Genomic DNA, 20,270 nt, shown 5'->3' on the forward strand with positions numbered 1-20,270 from the left:
ACCGACTGTTCTAGTCACCGGAGCTGGATAGATTTAAAGCGGAGGTGGCTCGTTCAGCTCTGACTGGCTAAGGTTCTTTCACATAGAAGGCGCTTTTGCCTTCTTATGTGGAAGGTTCTTAGACACGAAGAGCTAGCCACCGGAGCTGGATACCACTTAAAGCGCAAGCGGCTCGTTCAGAACAGGAGGGTGTTGGAACTCCTGATTCCGAGGCGCTTTTTGCCTCGAATGAAGGAGTGAAACAACCGACTGTTCTAGCCGCTGGAGCTGGATACCACTTAAAGCGCAAGCGGCTCGCTCAGAATGTGAGGGGGATGGAGCTTTTGACGTAGAGGCGCTCTTTGCCTCGCAGGAAAAAGCGAAGCCACCAAACATTCTAGCCGCTGGAGCTGGATACCACTTAAAGCGCAAGCGGCTCGCTCAGAATGTGAGGGGGATGGAGCTTTTGACGTAGAGGCGCTCTTTGCCTCGCAGGAAAAAGCGAAGCCACCAAACATTCTAGCCGCTGGAGCTAGATACCACTTAAAGCGCAAGCGGCTCGTTCAGAGTCGCTTTTTTCTATTGATTGGTCGCACTTGATAATACATAAAATTATATCGATCGCAACTCACGATATATCAACGTTTCGACAAAGAATATCGCTTTACCAACAAATCACGACAATATTAGCCCCCCTCTCCTCTACTTTTATCAATATATTACAATCCCTTTTATGTTAAAATATAGGTAACACCCTTTAGTAAAATAGATCCAAAAAAGCTTTTCCATATTCATCATTTACTACTTAAATGGCGGGAGTGGTTCAGTTGAAAGACTACTTAATTAGAGCATTTTTTGCGTTAATAACAGTTGGGATTCTCTTACTCATAGCTAATATTTTCAACATACGTGTCGAGGTTAAAGACTATGCTTTCCTCGTTGTTGTAGCAATTGGTGGCGGCTGGGGTGGCTGGTACCTGTATAAAAAACAAAGTAATCAAAATGATAAAGGCATTCCGAAGTAATATGGAATGCCTTTTTTTATTTCCGTCTATAGTAGATAACGAAATTCAGACCACTGATCAAAACAATCCCAATAAACATATTAGAAGACTGCACATCGCCACCTAAACTATATTCATCAGCAATAAATCCTAGCATAACAAGTGTTATCGCAGAAACACCAATACATATAACCGAAATAAACCAAAGCGAAAACTCATTAATTAGCTCTTTCTTCTGTCTTAAAACAATTAGCATAACAAGAATAGACGCTGCTAAAATACTTTTAAAAACAGGACGTAAATACACAAACTCCTCCATCTATTTCTCCTTTTTGAAAACTTTATATTTTAACATTAACATATTTAACTATATTAAAAACACATGCCTTTTTACGATAAAAAGACATGTGTTTCTATAAATCGCTATAAAAATGTACTATGATAATTGCTTCCACTTCGTCCCCAAGACAGGACGCTCGTAATTTTGGATTTCATGAATTAGTTTATCTGCCGTCTCAGCGGAAACGATTAACTCTTTATTCGATGGATTCATAAAGCCTTCTTCCGCTGCGCGATCAACCATTTGCAGAATTGGCCCGTAAAAGTCTTTAATGTTTAATAAACCAACCGGCTTATCATGTATACCAATTTGTGACCAACATACAACTTCAAATAATTCTTCAAATGTTCCGTATCCACCTGGTAATGCAATGAAAGCATCCGCAAGCTCTGCCATTTTTGCTTTACGTTCGTGCATCGTTTCTACTTCAATTAATTCTGTTAATCCTGTATGAACGATTTCACCACGGAATAAACCACGCGGCATAACACCTGTTACACGTCCACCTAAACGAAGAACTTCGTTTGCTACTTCTCCCATTAATCCAACGCATGAACCGCCGTATACAAGCTCATAATCGTTCTCAACAAACATTTTCCCTAACTCTATTGCCTGCTCTTTAAATTCTGGTCTTCCCCCTAAATTTGAACCTGCAAACACACAAATCTTTCTCATCCCTACACCCCGAAACTATATATTGTTATGATACAATGAGTATTGTACAACATATTGAAGGGATGAGGAAGAAATGGATATCGTCGCATTTCAAAGATGGGTGGAGGAATTTTACGAAAAACGAAGCTGGTCACAGTACAACTCCTTTATTCGCTTAAATTTCTTAACTGAGGAAGTTGGGGAAGTTTCACGCGTTGTTCGCGCAATTGAAATCGGTCGTGATCGCCCTGATGAACAAACGAAAACACAAGAAGAGCTAAAACAAGAACTAAAAGAAGAACTTGGTGATGTACTATCTAATCTTATTGTTCTTTCACAAAAATATGATTTGGATTTACAAGACATTATGGAAACACACGTCACAAAGCTTTCAAAAAGATTCGAAACATCTAAATGAGAACATTATCAATTGTGATATAATGTTCTTGTCAAAATAATAAGGGGGATTTTATGTTATCTAAAAAATTGCACGACGCACTAAATGAACAAATGAATTTTGAATTTTACTCTGCCCACGCTTATATGGCAATGGCTGCTTACTGTACAGCGGAAAGCTACGATGGATTCGCTAACTTTTTCCTTGTACAAGCTGAAGAAGAGCGTTTCCACGCAATGAAGCTTTACAACTACATTAATGACCGCGGCGAGCGCGCTATTATTACTGGATTTGATCATCCTAATAACGAATATGAGTCTGTATTGAATGCTTTTGAAGTAGCACTTGAGCATGAACGTGAAGTAACGAAGCGCATTTATCACTTATCTGATATCGCTTGGGATGAGCGTGAACACGCAACAATTACCTTCTTAAAATGGTTCGTTGATGAGCAAGTAGAAGAAGAAGCTTCATTTGATAGCATCATCCAAAAATTAAAACGTATTACAAGCGATTCAAACGCACTATTTATGCTAGATGCTGAATTAGAGAAACGTACATTTACGCCTCCAGCTGAATAATATTTCAATCACCTTAATGAATGGATTAAGGTGATTTTTTTATTTCTTCTCTCAGCTTAATAACCTTACCCACATCTTTCTTATAAAACCTTGAAACCTTTTCAACAAAGTCACTATGAGTAAAAGTCCCGTCTCCTTCCTCTACTATGTTCAAATATCCATATATCAATTTTAAAAATGCTCTAGCATCTTCTCCAGTTAATTGATCAATGTTCTCTATAATCTCATCAAACTCCCTTAAACTATCTCGTTCTTTCACCCTAATTCCCCCTCTCTATATTATTTATCATACCAAAATAAAAAAGTCGTTCATCCCTCTAGGCGAGAGATAAACGACTTCTTTACTATTTTATTAAAGCATAACCCCAACGATAATCGCTGATAATATACTTACTAACGTTGCACCGTATACAAGTTTTAGTCCGAATGATGATACAACATTTGCTTGTTTTCCGTCAATACTCTTCGTTGCACCTGCGATAATTCCGATAGATGAGAAGTTCGCAAATGATACAAGGAAGATTGATAAAATACCTACTGTACGAGTTGATAACTCACCAGCTACTTTTCCAAGATCAAGCATTGCAACGAATTCGTTCGTTACTAATTTCGTTGCCATAATTTGTCCTGCTGTTAGCATCTCAGATGTTGGAATACCCATTACGAATGCTAATGGTGAGAAGACATATCCTAAAATGCTTTGGAATGTGATTCCGAAAATTGAATCGAATACACCGTTAATTGCTGTAATTAATGCTACGAAACCGATTAACATCGCCGCTACTGTTACAGCGATAGAGAAACCAAGCATAATATATTCGCCTAACATTTCAAAGAATGTTTGTTTTTTATCTTCTTGTAATTCTAAAATATCGTCTTCTTCTTTTACTTCATATGGATTAATGATATGAACGATAATGAATCCACTGAATAAGTTTAATACAAGTGCTGTTACTACATATTTCGGATCAATCATTTTCATATAAGAACCGACGATTGACATCGATACTGTCGACATTGAAGATGCACATAGTGTATATAAACGATTTCTTGGTAATTTGCTTAGTTGATCTTTTACTGTAATAAATACTTCACCTTGACCAACAATTGCAGCTGCTACCGCATTATATGATTCTAGTTTTCCTAAACCGTTAATTTTACTTAATACGAAACCGACTGCACGAATGATAATCGGTAAAACTTTAATATGTTGTAAGATCCCGATTAATACTGCTAAGAAAATAATTGGTAATAATACTGTTAAGAAGAATGGTGCTTGTCCATCGTTTGCTAGACCACCAAATACGAAATTAACCCCAGCTTCCGCAAATTTTAAAATAGCGCCAAATCCATCTGCAATCCCTTTTACTAATACAAATCCGACCTTTGTATTTAGTAAGAAATACGCAAGTACCAATTGAATGACAAGCATAAGTGCAATTGGTTTATATTTAATTTTCTTACGATCTGAACTTATAAGGAAACCTAGTACAAATACTACAAGTAAACCGACTAGAAACATTACTATTTTCATATGTGAATCCTCCACTTCTCCCACGAGTTATTGGTCGTATAACGTATAACGAATGACGTCTGACCATTGATGTTAAAAAAATTTAAAACCCCTAAATATTATTCAACTGTTTTCTAAAATCAGTAAGCGTTTACATAAATTGCAATTTATAAAAGGTAGCTTCTTCTCTCCTACCATACTTGAAAGTCTGAAATTGATACCACCTACAAATCAAATTGTAAGCGTTATCTAATCGAAATGCAATATAAATTTTAAAAGATTTTCATATGTAAATATATTCCTCACCAATTGGTTTTTTTATGAAATTTACCACAAAAAAATAGCCCTAGCTATGAACTAGGACCACCTTTTTTTACAACATAACACCAACGATAATCGCCGATAAAAGACTTACTAATGTCGCACCGTATACAAGTCGTAATCCGAATGATGAAACAACGTTTGATTGGTTTTCATCGATCCCTTTCGTTGCACCTGCGATAATTCCGATAGATGAGAAGTTCGCGAATGATACAAGGAATACAGAAAGAATACCGACTGTACGAGCTGATAAATCACCAGCTACTTTTCCTAGATCAAGCATCGCAACAAACTCGTTTGATACTAATTTTGTTGCCATAATTTGTCCCGCTGTTACCATTTCTGCTTGCGGGATACCCATTACGAATGCTAATGGAGAGAAAATATATCCTAAAATAGCTTGGAATGTAATACCGAACACTGAATCAAACAAGCTATTGATTGCTGTAATTAATGCTACGAAACCAAGTAACATTGCTGCTACCGTAATCGCAATCGTGAAACCAAGCATAATATATTCGCTCAGCATTTCAAAGAATGACTGTTTTTTCTTATTTTCTAACTTCAGTGTATCTTCTTCTTCCGTAATATCGTACGGATTAATAATATGAATAATAATGAAACCACTAAATAAATTTAATACAAGTGCTGTTACTACATATTTTGGTTCAATCATTTTCATATAAGAACCAACGATCGACATCGATACTGTCGACATGGAAGATGCACATAGTGTATATAAACGATGTTTTGGGATTTTACTTAATTGATCTTTTACTGTAATAAATACTTCTGCTTGCCCAACAATTGCGGCCGCTACTGCATTATATGATTCTAATTTTCCTAAACCATTTACTTTACTTAGCATAGTACCAATAGCACGAATAAATATCGGTAAAATTTTAAAGTGTTGCAGAATTCCGATTAACACTGCAAAGAATACGATTGGTAATAAAGCTGTTAAGAAGAATGAAACCTCTCCTTTATTAACAAGACCACCAAATACGAAAACGATTCCAGATTCCGCATATCCAAGAAGTGCTCCAAATCCATCTGAAATTCCTTTTACTAAAATATAACCAATTGGCGTATTTAATAAGAAATACGTTAACGCTAGCTGAATAACAAGCATAATTGCGATTGGTTTATACTTAATCTTCTTACGATCAGAACTTATAAGAAAGCCGAGTACGAATACAACTAGTAGTCCTACAAGAAACATAACAAACTTCATTAATAAAATCCTCCATTTAACTCTTCATTAACGTTGAACGTCTGACTACTCAAAACAAGGAATAATCCGAACTTTCCATTTCTCCTCCAAAACCTTCAATCGGATATGAAAAGCCATAAAATCTCTTGTCTCAAAGCCATTTTCCATTCTAACACAAATTATAACTCACATCCGCACTTTTCTTAAAAAAAATACATTTTATTATAAAACACTCATTAATGTTCGTATTTTCCCTCTTCCTTTAGTTTATCACCATAAAAAAAACGAGCATCAAATTCCTCTGATGCTCGTTCCTTTTTGTTATACAGCTTTTTCTTTATCTGCTACTGCTGGCTTGTCCCAGCACTCTGTATTGTTTAAACCAGGAATAGACTCCGCATAAAAGACTGGATCTTTTCCTTGTTTCTTTTGTTTTACGTAATCTGATAATGCCGCGAAAGCATACTTAGAAAGGAATACAATCGCCACTAAGTTAATAATAGCCATGATACCCATGAATAAATCTGCTAAGTCCCAAACAATTTGAATTGTTGCTACAGACCCTAACATAACCATACCAAGTACCGCGATTCGATAAACATTTAGTAAAACTTTACTTCCATTTAAAAACTCAATATTCGTTTCACCATAATAATAGTTTCCTACCAATGAACTAAATGCAAATAAGAAGATTGCAACTGCTACAAATACAGAAGCCCATGGTCCGATATGTTGACTTAACGCTTGTTGCGTTAATTGAATTCCGTTTAAATCAGCCGCTCCAGGCACATCTGATAATAAAATGATAAATGCTGTACAACTACAAATTAATAATGTATCTGTAAATACCCCTAAAGTTTGAATGAAACCTTGTTTCACTGGATGCGTTACGTTAGCTGTCGCTGCAGCATTTGGCGCACTACCCATACCAGCTTCATTTGAGAATAATCCACGTTTTACCCCTAGTAAAATCGCAGCTCCTAATCCCCCGCCCACTACTTCTTTAATTCCGAAAGCATGTAAGAAAATTTCTTTAAATACATATGGAATTGCCGTAATGTTTGTTACAACAACGAATAATGCAACTGCTACATATATAATTGCCATTACTGGAACAATCATTTCAACCGCACGTGCAATACGTTTTACTCCGCCGAAGATAATGATTGCAAGTAAACCAGCCATAAACAGACCTACAAACTTACCATCTGTGTTAAATGCTCCATCAAAAGCCGCCGCTACTGTGTTTGACTGCACGGCGTTGAAAATTAATCCGAAACTAACTGTTATTAGAACAGAGAAGACAACTCCTAGCCAGCGTTTCTTTAAACCCTTTTCCATATAATACGCTGGACCACCACGGAACGCATTCCCATCTTTTACTTTATAAATTTGCGCTAATGTGCTCTCTACAAATGCAGAAGCACCCCCAATTACCGCGATTAACCACATCCAGAATACCGCTCCTGGTCCACCTGCTGAGATTGCGATAGCTACACCAGCTAAGTTACCAGTACCTACACGAGAAGCTGTACTCATACAAAATGCTTGGAATGACGATACACCACTTTTTTCTTTTTGCGCTTTTCTTGTTTTTGAACTCGCTCCATCCCCAAGTAAACGAATCATTTCTCCAAAGTAACGTATTTGAACAAACTTTACTCGGAAAGAAAAATAAAGCCCAAGTCCAATTAGCATTGCAATAATAATATATGACCATAGAACATTATTTATATCCCCAATAACACTAGTTAAAAAATCCATCATTGCGTTCCCCCTCTTCATAACACTAAGAAGATTATATTCTAAAAACTTTTAACAATCAAGAATTTTCGACAAGAAATGTAAGGTTTTATGACATGAAAATGTTAACAATTATAACATCCGTATTTTTTATAGACATTATATCAATCATCTTTTAGCCTTAATATCATTAATATCATTAATATCATTAATATCATTAATATCATTAATTACAATAAAAAAACAAGCATCGAATTCATCTCGATGCTCGCCTTTTTATTATACTGCTTTTTCTTTATCAGTTACCGCCGGCTTATCCCAACACTCTGTGTTCATTAAACCAGGGATAGAATCTGCACGGAAGACTGGATCTTTTCCTTGTTTCTTTTGTTTCACATAGTCCGCTAATGCTGCATATGCAAATCGTCCAAGAAGTGTAATCGCAATTAAGTTTGTAATTACCATTAGACCCATAAATAAGTCTGCCATATTCCATACAACTTGAAGCGTCGCAATAGAACCGAATAACACCATTCCCACTACCGCAATACGGTAAATCGTTAACCAAGTTTTACTTTGCTTAATAAACTCAATATTCGTTTCACCATAATAGTAGTTTCCTAGAAGTGAACTGAAAGCAAATAAGAAAATGATAATCGCTAAGAAGCTACTTGCCCATGGGCCAATTTGTGAACTTAATGCATTTTGCGTTAATTCAATACCTTCTAAATTTGTTGCTTTATATGCACCAGAACATAGTACGATAAACGCTGTTGATGTACATACTAAGAACGTATCTACTAAAACACCGATTGTTTGAATAAAACCTTGTTTCGCTGGATGCGTTACATCTGCTGTTGCCGCCGCATTTGGCGCACTCCCCATACCCGCTTCATTCGCAAATAATCCGCGCTGAATACCAAACTTCATTGCAGCACCAATACCGCCACCTACAGCTGAATCTAAACCAAATGCCCCTTTAAAGATTTCTGTAAACATATCCGGTATTAAATAATAATTTTTAATAACGACGAAAATTGCTACTGCAATATAAATAAGCGCCATTGGCGGAACGATCATTTCAGACATACGCGCAATACTTTTTACACCACCAAAAATAATAACCGCGACTAATACCGCAAGTACAATCCCCACAACATAACGCTCAATACCAAATGCATTTTTAAATGCTAATGTCACTGTATTCGCTTGTACGGAGTTGAAAATTAATCCGTAAGTAATTGTAATTAGAATAGAGAACCAAATTCCCATCCAACGTTTATTTAAACCTTTTTCCATATAATAAGCAGGACCACCACGGAAGCCACTGCCATCTTTTACTTTATAAATTTGTGCAAGCGTACTCTCTACGAAGCTCGAAGACGCACCGATAATCGCAATCACCCACATCCAAAATACAGCTCCTGGTCCTCCCATAGAAATAGCTAGCGCTACACCAGCTAAGTTCCCGATTCCAATACGAGCCGCTGAACTCATACAAAATGCTTGGAATGATGATACACTGCCTTTTTTACGTGTCTTTCCAGTTAATCCATCACTCATTAGTCGAATCATTTCCCCTAAATGAGTAAGTTGTACGAATTTCAATTTAATAGAAAAATAAAGACCTAAACCAATTAACATTGCAATAAGAATATATGACCAAAGAATTGTATTCGTTGATGAAACAAATTGCTCTAAAATATTCATACAATTAACCCCTCCTTTTCTCCATAAAACGAATTATATTTAAAAAACATTTAAAAATCAACATTTTTCGACAATTTACACTTTTCCAAATGTTAGTGATTATAACGTAACAATCTTTTTATGACTCTCCTCCCTTTAAATGTACATACTAAAACAAAAAATAAATTTACAAACAACACCATTGACAAAAAGACCAACCTGTAACTATAATGGTTACATCAGGTTGTAACAAACCTAATTACAATACATTCATTTACTTTCAGATATACATTTTAACAAAACACTTTGGAGGGATTTATTATGAAAATCGGAATCATCGGAGCAACTGGTAAAGCAGGAAGTCGCATTTTAAAAGAAGCTTTAGATCGCGGACATGAAGTAACTGCAATCGTAAGAAGCGCTGCAAAAATCACAGAAGAAAATGTAAAGGTTCTAGAGAAAGATGTATTCGCTCTTACATCTAACGACCTACAAACATTCGATGTAGTTGTAAATGCATTCGGTGCTCCAGCCGGACAAGAACATCTTCACGTAGATGCAGGAAACGTACTTATCGAAGCTATGAAAGGTGCACCTAATACAAAATTACTTGTTGTTGGCGGCGCTGGTAGCTTATTTGTAGACGAAGAGAAAACAACACGTGTATTTGATACACCAGGATTCCCAAATGAATATCTTGCAACAGCTCAAAACCAAGGTAAAAACTTAGAAATCCTAAATCAAACAAATGATATTACTTGGACATTCATTAGCCCTTCTGCACTATTTGCATTAGGAAAACGCACTGGCTCTTATACAGCTGGCAAAGACAACCTTCTTGTTAATGCGAAAGGTGATAGCTACGTAAGTTACGAAGACTTCGCAGTTGCAGCACTTGATGAAATCGAAAATCCAAAACATGTAAACGAACGCTTCACAGTTGTTTCAGAAGCTGAGTAATACAAAAATGCGCGTAGATCCAATATCTACGCGCATTTTTTATTACAATGTTTCCTTTACTAGCTCTAATCCACTTTGAGTGATTTTAAATGTAACTTCTGCTGAAGCTACTTGTTCTGCTAACTCATTCTTTTTATACCATTTCAGACGACTTGGTTCTGCATGATACACTTTTACAACATCCCCATACTCAAATGGAGTACCATTTACTTGTTCTGCAAAATTCTTTGAGGTTTCTTGACCGTCTGCTGATATATGCTTTTTCTCATTTCCATTTTGATCATAAATCGTAAAACCCAAATACTGTTCGTTCACAAAACGATAATGAATCACATCATTCGTAAATGTTGCATGTAATTTCTTTTCGTCATGATTTAACGTAACAATAGAACGTGTAACATTGGACACACCTTGATACACCAGGCTATCTCCATACGTCACTTCAATCGGTACTTCTGTTATTGTCTTATTCCCAAAACGATCTTTCGTCTCTACTTTTACTTTTTGCTCACCGAGTTTCATTGTGTCTGGTTTCTCTACAAATCCAATTACTTCTCCGTCTTTTACTTCAACAAAGTTTTTCACTTCTAACTTTTCAGCATCTGTTCCGATTACTACTTTTTGCTGTACTGCCTTTACTTCTTGTAGAGCTTCTATTCTTTCAAAACCTTTTTCTGTTACTTTAAAGAATAATTCTTTTTCTACTTTCGCCTTACCTTGACCAGTAAAGTTATTATTTTGATACCAATTAAATCGATCCGATTCTGCATGATACACTTTTACAACGTCACCGTATTCAAATTCTAAGCCGTTAATCGCTTTTGCAAACTCTTTCGTGTTTTCAACACCTTTTACAATCGCTTTCTTCTCTATTCCTTTTTGATCTAATAATGTAAATTCAAAGTACGTTTCTTCTTTAAAATAATGGTGCACCGGATTCGAATCAGCTGTCGTACTGAATTTTTTCTGATCATGTTGCAAAGTTACAATCGATTTAATATCAGTACTATAATTTAGCCCTTTAAATACCAAGCTATCTCCATACGTTACTTCTAATGATACTTCCGTTACTTTCTTATTCCCGAAACGATCTTTCGTTTCTACCTTTACTTTTTGTTCTCCGATTTTCGTTGTATTTGGTTTCTCTACAAAACCAATCACTTCTCCATCTTTCACTTGAACAAAATCTTTTGCACTTAATTTCGCATCATCTGTTCCGATTACTACTTTTTGCGGTACTGCTGTTACTCCTTGCTGAGCTTCCATTCTTTCGAAACCTTGCTCCGTAACTTTAAAGAACATTTCATGAATGCCATACTGTGCATCCACGAATTCATTCTTTTTATACACTTTAAATCTATCAAACTCTCTTTGATACACTTTTACTATATCGCCATATTCGAACGACATTCCCTTAAATTGCTCTGCGAATGCTTTCGTATTTTCAGACGCTTTTACAGATACTGCTTTCTTCTCTTTCCCATCTTTATCATATACAGTCATTCCCATATATTTCTCATCCGCAAATGAAGTATGCATTTTACCTTCTGAATCTGTTGTACCGAATTTCTTCTCTTCATGGTTCAAAGTTACAACCGATTTAATGTTTGTTCCGCCATAACTTGTACCAAAGAACATAATGCTATCTCCGTAAATTACTTCTAACGGCACTTCTGTCACTTTCTTATTTCCAAAACGATCTTTCGTCTCTACCTTTACTTTTTGCTCACCGATTTTTGATGTATTTGGTTTCTCTACAAATCCAACTACTTCTCCATCTTTTACTTCAACAAAGTTTTTCGCTTCTAACTTTTCTATATCTGTTCCAATTACTACTTTTTGTGGATTTGCTTTTACTGTTTGCTCACCGTCTAACCTTTCAAATCCATTTTCAGTAATTTTGAAGACTAATTCCTTTATCTCCTTACTGTTTCCTTCTCCCACATATAAATCTTTTTGGTACCAATGTAAACGAGAAGATTCTGCATGGTATACTTTCACAACATCTCCATACTCAAATGCAAGTCCATCTACTTCCTTGGCAAAAGCTTTCGTATTCTCCAAACCTTTTACCGCTATATTTTTCTTCTCTGTTCCCTCTTTATCGTACAGTGTGAATTCAAAATACTTCTCATCTTTAAAGTAATCATGAATCAGATTCTTTGTATCTGTTACACTCAGTTTTTTCGTATCATGATGTAACGTTATAATTGACTTCATATCGTCAGTACCATAGCTTAATCCATATACAAGTAAACTATCTCCATATGTTACTGTTAGAGGAACTTCCGTCACTTGCTTATTTCCAAAACGATCTTTCGTCTCTACTTTTACTTTTTGTTTACCGATTTTTGATGTATTTGGTTTTTCTGCAAAACCACTCACTTCTCCATCTTTTACTTGTACGAAGTTTTTCGCTTCTAACTTTTCAACATCTGTTCCGACTACTACTTTTTGCGGGACTGCTGTTACTTCTTGTAAACCATCTTTAAACTCGAACCCTTGCGGAGTGATTTGGAATAATTTCTCTTTTTTATTTTTAGCATTCCCTCGATCTACAAGTGCGTTATTTTGATACCACTTCAAACGGTCTGGTTCTGCATGGAATACTTTTACTACATCACCATATTCAAAATCCAATCCATTTAGTTCAAGCGCAAATCGTTTTCCATTTTCTTGCCCTTCTGCCGATACACTTTTCTTTTCAATCCCATTTCGATCATATACCGTTAAGCCCATATATTCTTCTTTTTCAAAACGGTAATGTATTTTATTATTAGTAAAGTTTACATTTAATTTTTTTTCATTGTGACGAAGCATCACTGTGGACATTACTTCATTTGAAAGTCCTTGAAAAATTATACTGTCACCATAAACTCCATTAACTTGGACAGGAATTGAATTTTTATTTCCTTTCTCATCTTCAATTTCTACTAACACTTCCTGTTTTCCATTCTCTAATTTAGGCCATATGATCTTACCTGTTACTTTTACATTCTCACCTAAATTTTGAACAAGTTTACTCGCCTCGTTTTCATCAGAATCCGTACCAACTAAAAGGTTTTGTACCTCATTAGCAGGCTCACCATACGGAACCTTATACGGTTCAACTTGCCTCTCGCGAATATCATTACTATCAGTAGCTTTCCATATTTCCTTTTCTAATTTAGGTAAATTTAATTTTTCTATCTTCTCTCTAGTATCATCATTTGGCGTTAATCCCCATTCCTCAAAGAAAGGAATTAAATTTTGCCCAACCACTTTTGATGTCATATAAATAAATAGTTGCTTTTTCTCTTCATCAGAATTAGGCATTTCACTCTGAGGCAACAAACGATAAGCTTGATGTAACCTAGGATAAAAATGTTCTCCATACACTACATTTAATTGCCAAAACATTGTAAGAGGATTGATTTCATCAATGACCCTTTCTGCTTTAGGTCTCTCTAAATACTCAAATGATTCTTTATAGTGCTCATCCATTTCTAATTGATTCCCTAATGCCTTTTGAACAGCTAATGAGTAAATATTTACTGTGACTTCTCTTACTTTAGACCACTTCCAAGGTTCTTGCTGATGTAAATGTCCAACTTCATGCCATGGTCCCCAACCATCCTTTTCAAGTACTTCTAAATCTAAAACTCTATTCATTGCCGTCGGGATATATCCTGTATGATAATTTGTCGCAAACATAAAGTTCCCTTCAGCAGGATTCCGTTTTTCAACAAACTGAACATAATGAGTTGGAGATTTCGCAACCCCAACACCGTCCTCAGATAATCCTGCCACTGCGTTTTCCAAACGAATAATCTTATCGTGTAATTTCATTAGCTCTGTTGGATCCGTATTCTTCGTATATTTCTGCACAGAATCATAAGTAGTAGTAATTAAGCTTCTCTCACCTTTTAATTCAACTGCATAAGGATCCTTATATTTTTTTAACATTTCATCCCAATCTTTTTTCGTATGTTTACCTAAAATAAACAAAGGGAAGTGGCTACCACCATTCGTAACTGTAGCTGTTACATTACCTTCGCTATTCATATTGTAAAAATATAAAATACCGCCTCTTGGAGATGAAATAACGTTTTTCCCTGGTTTTAAATCAAACTCTTCTGGATCCTTTTCATCATAAGATCTCGTTCCTATGAAAGCTTGAATAGACTGCGTTCCTTTTATGTCAATTGTAATCTCTTCATTTGGCGCTGCATAAATTCCAGTCGGCTCATTAGCAGAAAGTTTCCAAGTAACTCTTAAACGTTCATTTTCTTCATCTACGCTACCTTTACCCGGCAACTGAAACGCCCTCTGCTCAAATTTATTCTCTTCTAAATTCCCACCTTTATTCTCTTCCAAAGGTGCCGCATATCCTTTTGATGCTTCGAAAGCTACTGGTGATAATAATGTAGATATACATATGCCAGCTACTAATACCCTACTCGTCTTTTTCTTCGACATAATCTGTGTCCCCTATTCTTTTTGTAATGCAAACCACCATAGATATATTCATTTACTGCAAAATCAATCTATCTTTATACAACCATTTAAAATACACAACAAAACTTCGCTTACCAATACCACTTACCTTTATTCCCTATATGTATTCGCTTTCTTATATAACAAAAATTTTAAAGTCTAAAATTCCTCCTCATCTTTCTCTATGTTTTATGATGAGTTCTCCTTTTTTCATCGCGGGATAATGATAAGAAATACATTTTAATAGGTATTGTTGTCTATACATGAAAAATGTGTATAAAAATATCGTTTTTTTACAATTCATTCATAGGCATCCATCTATGGACAGTTTTTCCAAAGTGAATTGTACACGATTTCTTTCTTGTTAGATAGACATTTCAATTAGATTAATATTACAATTTCATGAATTTAATCCAAAAATCTTAATGTTTAGATTCCTAACTTTAATGCTATTTTAGAATAAAAAACCCACCTGAAAGATACTAATCTTCCGGACAGGTTTTTATTAATCCAACATACGTTTCATTATAAATCCTTTTCCGTGTAACCACTCATCCTCAATTTCACCGGTTAAATGGAACCCAATTGATTCATATAATTTTTGCGCGAGTTTGTTTTCTGGATGTATGCTTAAATACATAACTTTGCAATTATATTCTGTTGTAAAATGCTCCATTAGCAAACGCAATAATGGTTTTGCATACCCTTTTCCTTGGCATGCACTATCGATGACAAATTGATTTAAATATACAGCCTTTTCTTCTTCCTCAAACCAGCCATACATTGCATATCCAATAGGTATATCACCATCATACAGACCTATGGAAACCGCATCTTCTTTATATTTTGTTTCAGCATCAACTAAACAATTTTCAACTGTACTTTCAATAAATTTATGCTGCTGTTCTGTTACTTTTAAGTTAGCAATTTCATGCCGATTTTCTGTCGTTATTTCACAAATACGAAGTTTCATTTTTCATCTCTCTCTCTAATTTCTTGTTTCATTATACCGTACTGATCAAAACATTAATGCTGGCGATGTAAGAAATCCGAAGCATGCAAACAAGAACATATATTGTAGCAATACAAGAAAATATATTTTCCTCCATAATTTTCTTTCACTTGAATTTAACCTTTCAAAAAATATCCCCACTCGTTTTTCTAATATAATAATTTGATATATGTACACATTAAGTCCAAACGGTAAAAGGAAACTAAGCCCTCCCCACCACCAAGACTTTTCATACTTATACAGAAGGATCGCTATATAGACTTGTGAGATAAAAAGAAATAGAGCAATCGCTATAAGTACTATCGTTAACATTACAATATCTTTATCGATTATAATTCCCTCCTTTTTACATCTACAAATAACCACCAAACCGTACATTGTAAAAGCGTCAGCCATATAATGAAAAGTACCGAAGATCCATTCATTGCATATACAAACTGTCTTACTAAAGATAATGGCTCTGTAAATAAATGAATCGAATGGAAACGCAAAAACCTTCCAATAAATATCCCGATACTAGAAAGTAATATAAAAACAAAGAGCATACCTTTTCTCCATTTCGTCTGTAAAAGATTGTTCACTTGTTTCAGCATAAGAATGTAATAATAAATTGCGATTATGACTCCACTTGTTAATACAAAAAAGTTTTTCCACTCTTCCAGTACTAGCCCTTTTTTATAATTAAACTCATATATATTTAGATGAATTAAATCTGTTACTACGTAAAATACATTCGGTGATAGTAGTATGAAAATAATATAAAATAGGCTACTCACCGGTATTTCACTTTTCTGTTTCACTTTAAATAATGGCAATAAAAAAGAAAGTTCTAGTGCAGCAAAGGCAAGGAACATATTCAAAATCATAAACGAGTATTTTATATCAAAAATAATTAAAATAGACAGGTAAATAAAAAAACTAATTCGCGCCTTTGAACGTTCATTCACGGTGTATCTCCCCTTATATATCGTAAATTATTTCTTAATTTTAACAGCATGTTGCAAAAACTATAATCTAGATACATTACAGCAACCTTACAAAAATGTAAGCATACAAAAAAAGCACTGGAACATACCAGTGCTTTTCTTTAATCTTTTATCTTTTATCTTGATTTGGTTTATGTGGTTCGTTTGGAGTATATGGTTTATTTGGTTTATTATCATGACCATTTGCTTTTTTCCAACTTACCGCCAACTCTGGACTTGTTTTCTCTTCACTACGCTCAAGTAATACAACTGCATTTTGAATTGTCGGTGTTCCTTTATGTGCAATTCCTTGTAGTTTCGTTAAATTCCCTGATACTTTAAAGCTAAATCCACCCGATGGTGTTTGTTTCGGAATTAAAATGCGGAACTTTTCTCCTACATTAAATTCTGTTTTTCCCTCGCCTTTTTCATTTACGAACTTCGTGCCTTCTGGTGCACCTGTTGCTTGCACTTTATACGTTCCACTTTTTGCATTTGTTTGCACTGTGTATAAACCTGTTTCAAAAAACTCATTTTTTAATACTGCCTCTTGTTCTTCTGATGGTACTACACTCATCGTAATTTCTTGTAGTTCCTCACTAGCGCTTGCTTTTGCAACTATATCTTTCGTTACTTTTTCTACATTTTTATTACGGAAATCTAAATCGTTAATATCAATTTGTTTTAACGCATTCCACACCGCAAGCTGCGTTGCGTAATGTGCCTCTCTCCAATCGGAAACACCTAATTCTTGTGGGCTCTTCTGCGGATACCCGTTTAATAGTACACGGTATACGTCAATATCTACTTTACCCATTTCAGGTAAATCTTGGCCGCTCGGAGATTTCAAATCCACATTTAAGCAAAAAGCAATTTTGCCATCTGCTGTTTTAATAAGCTCTGTTCGAATTGGTTTTTTCTTTGACTTACTATAACTCCAATCCATTTGATACTTCGTGTGATCCATAACCTCTGCGGATGCCTTTTGAAGTGGGAATAATAAGTTCGCAAATACAAATAAAACACTCAAAAAAGCGGCCATTAGCTTGAACGATCGTTTTATATTCATGTCTACAACCCCTTATAAAATAACAAATTTACTACTATGTATTATTTAGTTAGAAAAGTTTTTTATGCATAGACAAAACAAAAAAGAGTGCAAACTTTTTTGCACCCTTTGAACTTACCTCTATTAGAAATCAAAGTTATCAGGATCTGGACCAACGCGGTGGTTCTGATTTAAAGCATCAATCTTTTCCATATCTTCTTTTGTTAATTCGAAGTCGAATATATTAGCATTCGCAATAATACGCTGTTCTTTCGTTGATTTCGGAATCGTTACAACTTCATTTTGAAGATCCCAACGTAAAATGATTTGCGCTGTTGTTTTACCGTACTTATCAGCAACTTCTTGTAAAGTTTCATTATCTAATAATTGCCCTTGCATAAGTGGTGACCATGCTTCCATTTGGATTCCTTGTTCTTTACAGAAAGCTTGTAGTTCTTTCTGCGTTAAACGCGGGTGATACTCTACTTGGTTAATCATCGGCTTAATTTCCGCACCTTCCAGTACGTCTTTCAGATGATGGATTTGGAAGTTACTTACGCCAATTGCACGCACGCGTTCTTCTTTATAAAGTGTTTCTAACGCTCTCCACGAATCTTTATATTTCCCTTCAACAGGCCAATGGACAAGATATAAATCTAAATAATCTAGTTCTAATTTTTTTAAGCTCTCTTCGTATGCAGCAAGTGTCGTTTCATATCCTTGATCTGCGTTCCACACTTTTGAAGTAATGAATAAATCTTCTCGAGAAATTCCTGCTTCTTTTATACCAGCGCGAATGCCTTCTCCAACTGCTTTTTCATTTCCATAAATCGCAGCTGTATCAATGCTACGGTATCCTTCTTTAATGGCTACTTTCACAGCCTCTACAAGTTCCGGTCCATCTTCTACTTTAAATACACCTAAACCGAACCAAGGCATTTCCACACCGTTATGCAATGTTGTTTTACTTTGTAAATTTTTCATTATATTTTTCTCTCCTTTATTTTGCTTGATCTCTTTTTTCTAAGTTCATACTCCAAGCTGTTAAAATAACAGCGCCTACTACCATAATGCCGCCTACCCAAGCTGTATGAATTAATCCTAACGAGTTCGTTACAATACCGCCTAAATAAGCACCGAGGGCAATCCCTGCGTTAAATGCTGCAATATTCATTGCTGATGCGATATCAACGGCACTCGGCACGAAACGCTCAGCCAATATAACCACATACACTTGTAGTCCTGGAACATTCATAAACGCGAATAGCCCCATAAAAATAATTGTGATAAGCCCCGCTACTTGAAACTGCGCTGTAAATGTTAGTACGAATAATACAATTGCTTGAACAAAGAACATGTAAAATAGTGCTCGAATTGGATTATGATTCGATAATTTTCCGCCAATCATATTCCCAATCGCAATTGCGATCCCGTACACTAACAAAATGATTGTAACGGTACTCGATTTAAATCCTGTTACTTCTTGTAATAGCGGAGATAAATACGTAAATGTTACGAATGTTCCTCCGTATCCTAATGCAGTAATGACAAAAACAAGTAAGAGTCTTCCGTTCGTGATAAGTTTGAATTGATCACGAAATGATACTCGTGTACCCTTTTTTAAGTTAGACGGAATTAACATGCTGTTTGCGACTAAGGCAACAATTCCAATGACCACAATCACCATAAAAGATGCTCTCCAGCCAAATTGTTGACCAATAAACGTTCCAATTGGTACACCTGTAATCGTCGCAACGGTTAAACCAGTAAACATAAATGCTATTGCACTAGCACGTTTATTCTCTGGTACAAGTGCAGCCGCAATTGTGGATCCGATCGACATAAAAACGCCATGTGCAAACGCAGAGACAACCCTCGCGATAAGTAACACAGTAAAACTCGTTGCTACCGCTGCAATTCCATTACCGATAATAAAGACAATCATAATCCACATTAATAATGTTTTTCGCGACATACTAGCAGTTAGCGAAGTTAAAACAGGAGCACCGAATGCTACTCCTAACGCGTATAAAGAAACGGTTAAGCCCGCTGTTGTAACAGAAACATGTAAATCTTCCGAAATAGATGGTAATAAACCGACACTAATAAACTCGGTTGTACCAATTCCAAATGCACTAATTGCTAGCGCTAATAAAGCAAACATACTTCGTCGATTCGTCTGAACAGCCGAAGATGATACTGCATATGAATTCAATTGAACTCCTCCTTAATACGAGAAATCCAATCATAATAGTATGATAAAAAGGCCTTTTTATCTTCTACAAAAATAACTTTACTGCTGATAAATGCTATTATGAATGGCTTCACTCTTTTTTTGAAGAACGCACTTTAAAGTACGATAGGTACCCAAAAGT

General features: G+C 35.5%; 18 protein-coding genes. 4 read left to right on the forward strand and 14 right to left on the reverse strand.

Features of this window, described 5'->3' with window-relative positions:
- Positions 1-118: 118 nt before the first annotated feature.
- On the reverse strand, positions 119-289 hold the full coding sequence (locus MR155_RS12930; protein ID WP_242310075.1) for a hypothetical protein: 171 nt from the start codon (positions 287-289) through the stop codon (positions 119-121).
- A 517-nt stretch (positions 290-806) separates the two neighbouring features.
- Here MR155_RS12930 and MR155_RS12935 point away from each other — a divergent pair.
- Positions 807-1,004 (forward strand): hypothetical protein, encoded by a 198-nt coding sequence (locus MR155_RS12935; RefSeq protein ID WP_000656312.1) that lies wholly within the window; start codon positions 807-809, stop codon positions 1,002-1,004.
- Between the two features lie 16 nt (positions 1,005-1,020).
- Here MR155_RS12935 and MR155_RS12940 read toward each other — a convergent pair whose 3' ends face one another.
- Entirely contained in the window at positions 1,021-1,302 is a 282-nt protein-coding gene (locus MR155_RS12940; protein ID WP_002015993.1) for a hypothetical protein, read from the reverse strand.
- Positions 1,303-1,419: 117 nt separating this feature from the next.
- The gene (locus tag MR155_RS12945; RefSeq protein ID WP_012261956.1) at positions 1,420-1,998 is read right to left on the reverse strand and encodes an LOG family protein; all 579 of its coding nucleotides are present in this window, start codon (positions 1,996-1,998) and stop codon (positions 1,420-1,422) included.
- Positions 1,999-2,071: 73 nt separating this feature from the next.
- Between MR155_RS12945 and MR155_RS12950 the strand changes: the two genes are divergently transcribed.
- Positions 2,072-2,395 (forward strand): MazG nucleotide pyrophosphohydrolase domain-containing protein, encoded by a 324-nt coding sequence (locus MR155_RS12950; protein ID WP_002089472.1) that lies wholly within the window; start codon positions 2,072-2,074, stop codon positions 2,393-2,395.
- Positions 2,396-2,448: 53 nt separating this feature from the next.
- Complete coding sequence (locus MR155_RS12955; RefSeq protein WP_002015996.1) at positions 2,449-2,955, forward strand: ferritin; 507 nt, start codon at positions 2,449-2,451, stop codon at positions 2,953-2,955.
- A 25-nt stretch (positions 2,956-2,980) separates the two neighbouring features.
- Here the strand turns inward: MR155_RS12955 and MR155_RS12960 are convergent, their stop codons facing one another.
- The 5 genes from MR155_RS12960 to MR155_RS12980 form a co-directional block, all read right to left on the reverse strand.
- The gene (locus MR155_RS12960; RefSeq protein ID WP_242310077.1) at positions 2,981-3,214 is read right to left on the reverse strand and encodes a hypothetical protein; all 234 of its coding nucleotides are present in this window, start codon (positions 3,212-3,214) and stop codon (positions 2,981-2,983) included.
- Positions 3,215-3,307: 93 nt separating this feature from the next.
- Entirely contained in the window at positions 3,308-4,489 is a 1,182-nt protein-coding gene (locus tag MR155_RS12965) for a NupC/NupG family nucleoside CNT transporter (protein ID WP_242310080.1), read from the reverse strand.
- 352 nt (positions 4,490-4,841) lie between these two features.
- A complete protein-coding gene (locus MR155_RS12970; RefSeq protein ID WP_002089478.1) occupies positions 4,842-6,023 on the reverse strand; it encodes a NupC/NupG family nucleoside CNT transporter in 1,182 nt (393 codons plus the stop codon).
- Between the two features lie 300 nt (positions 6,024-6,323).
- Positions 6,324-7,766 (reverse strand): alanine/glycine:cation symporter family protein, encoded by a 1,443-nt coding sequence (locus MR155_RS12975; protein WP_242310082.1) that lies wholly within the window; start codon positions 7,764-7,766, stop codon positions 6,324-6,326.
- A 258-nt stretch (positions 7,767-8,024) separates the two neighbouring features.
- Positions 8,025-9,455: an alanine/glycine:cation symporter family protein gene (locus MR155_RS12980; RefSeq protein ID WP_219301007.1), complete on the reverse strand. Its 1,431-nt coding sequence runs from the start codon at positions 9,453-9,455 to the stop codon at positions 8,025-8,027.
- Between the two features lie 300 nt (positions 9,456-9,755).
- On the opposite strand from MR155_RS12980, the gene MR155_RS12985 reads away from it, so the two are divergent.
- Complete coding sequence (locus tag MR155_RS12985) at positions 9,756-10,394, forward strand: NAD(P)-dependent oxidoreductase (RefSeq protein WP_219301006.1); 639 nt, start codon at positions 9,756-9,758, stop codon at positions 10,392-10,394.
- A gap of 42 nt (positions 10,395-10,436) precedes the next feature.
- Here the strand turns inward: MR155_RS12985 and MR155_RS12990 are convergent, their stop codons facing one another.
- The 6 genes from MR155_RS12990 to MR155_RS13015 all read right to left on the reverse strand — a co-directional run bounded on the left by MR155_RS12990 (position 10,437) and on the right by MR155_RS13015 (position 20,059).
- Positions 10,437-14,852 (reverse strand): putative mucin/carbohydrate-binding domain-containing protein, encoded by a 4,416-nt coding sequence (locus tag MR155_RS12990; protein ID WP_242310086.1) that lies wholly within the window; start codon positions 14,850-14,852, stop codon positions 10,437-10,439.
- A 523-nt stretch (positions 14,853-15,375) separates the two neighbouring features.
- On the reverse strand, positions 15,376-15,843 hold the full coding sequence (locus MR155_RS12995) for a GNAT family N-acetyltransferase (RefSeq protein WP_242310089.1): 468 nt from the start codon (positions 15,841-15,843) through the stop codon (positions 15,376-15,378).
- A gap of 368 nt (positions 15,844-16,211) precedes the next feature.
- A complete protein-coding gene (locus MR155_RS13000) occupies positions 16,212-16,829 on the reverse strand; it encodes a DUF1361 domain-containing protein (RefSeq protein ID WP_219301003.1) in 618 nt (205 codons plus the stop codon).
- A gap of 148 nt (positions 16,830-16,977) precedes the next feature.
- A complete protein-coding gene (locus MR155_RS13005) occupies positions 16,978-17,916 on the reverse strand; it encodes a thioester domain-containing protein (RefSeq protein WP_242310092.1) in 939 nt (312 codons plus the stop codon).
- Positions 17,917-18,039: 123 nt separating this feature from the next.
- Positions 18,040-18,879 carry an aldo/keto reductase gene (locus MR155_RS13010; protein WP_002068247.1) on the reverse strand — a complete coding sequence of 280 codons (840 nt, stop codon included), beginning with the start codon at positions 18,877-18,879 and terminating at the stop codon, positions 18,040-18,042.
- A 16-nt stretch (positions 18,880-18,895) separates the two neighbouring features.
- Positions 18,896-20,059: an MFS transporter gene (locus MR155_RS13015; RefSeq protein ID WP_201039234.1), complete on the reverse strand. Its 1,164-nt coding sequence runs from the start codon at positions 20,057-20,059 to the stop codon at positions 18,896-18,898.
- Positions 20,060-20,270: the final 211 nt, after the last annotated feature.

Source organism: Bacillus cereus group sp. BfR-BA-01331, assembly GCF_022663915.1.
GTDB classification, from domain to species: domain Bacteria; phylum Bacillota; class Bacilli; order Bacillales; family Bacillaceae_G; genus Bacillus_A; species Bacillus_A mycoides.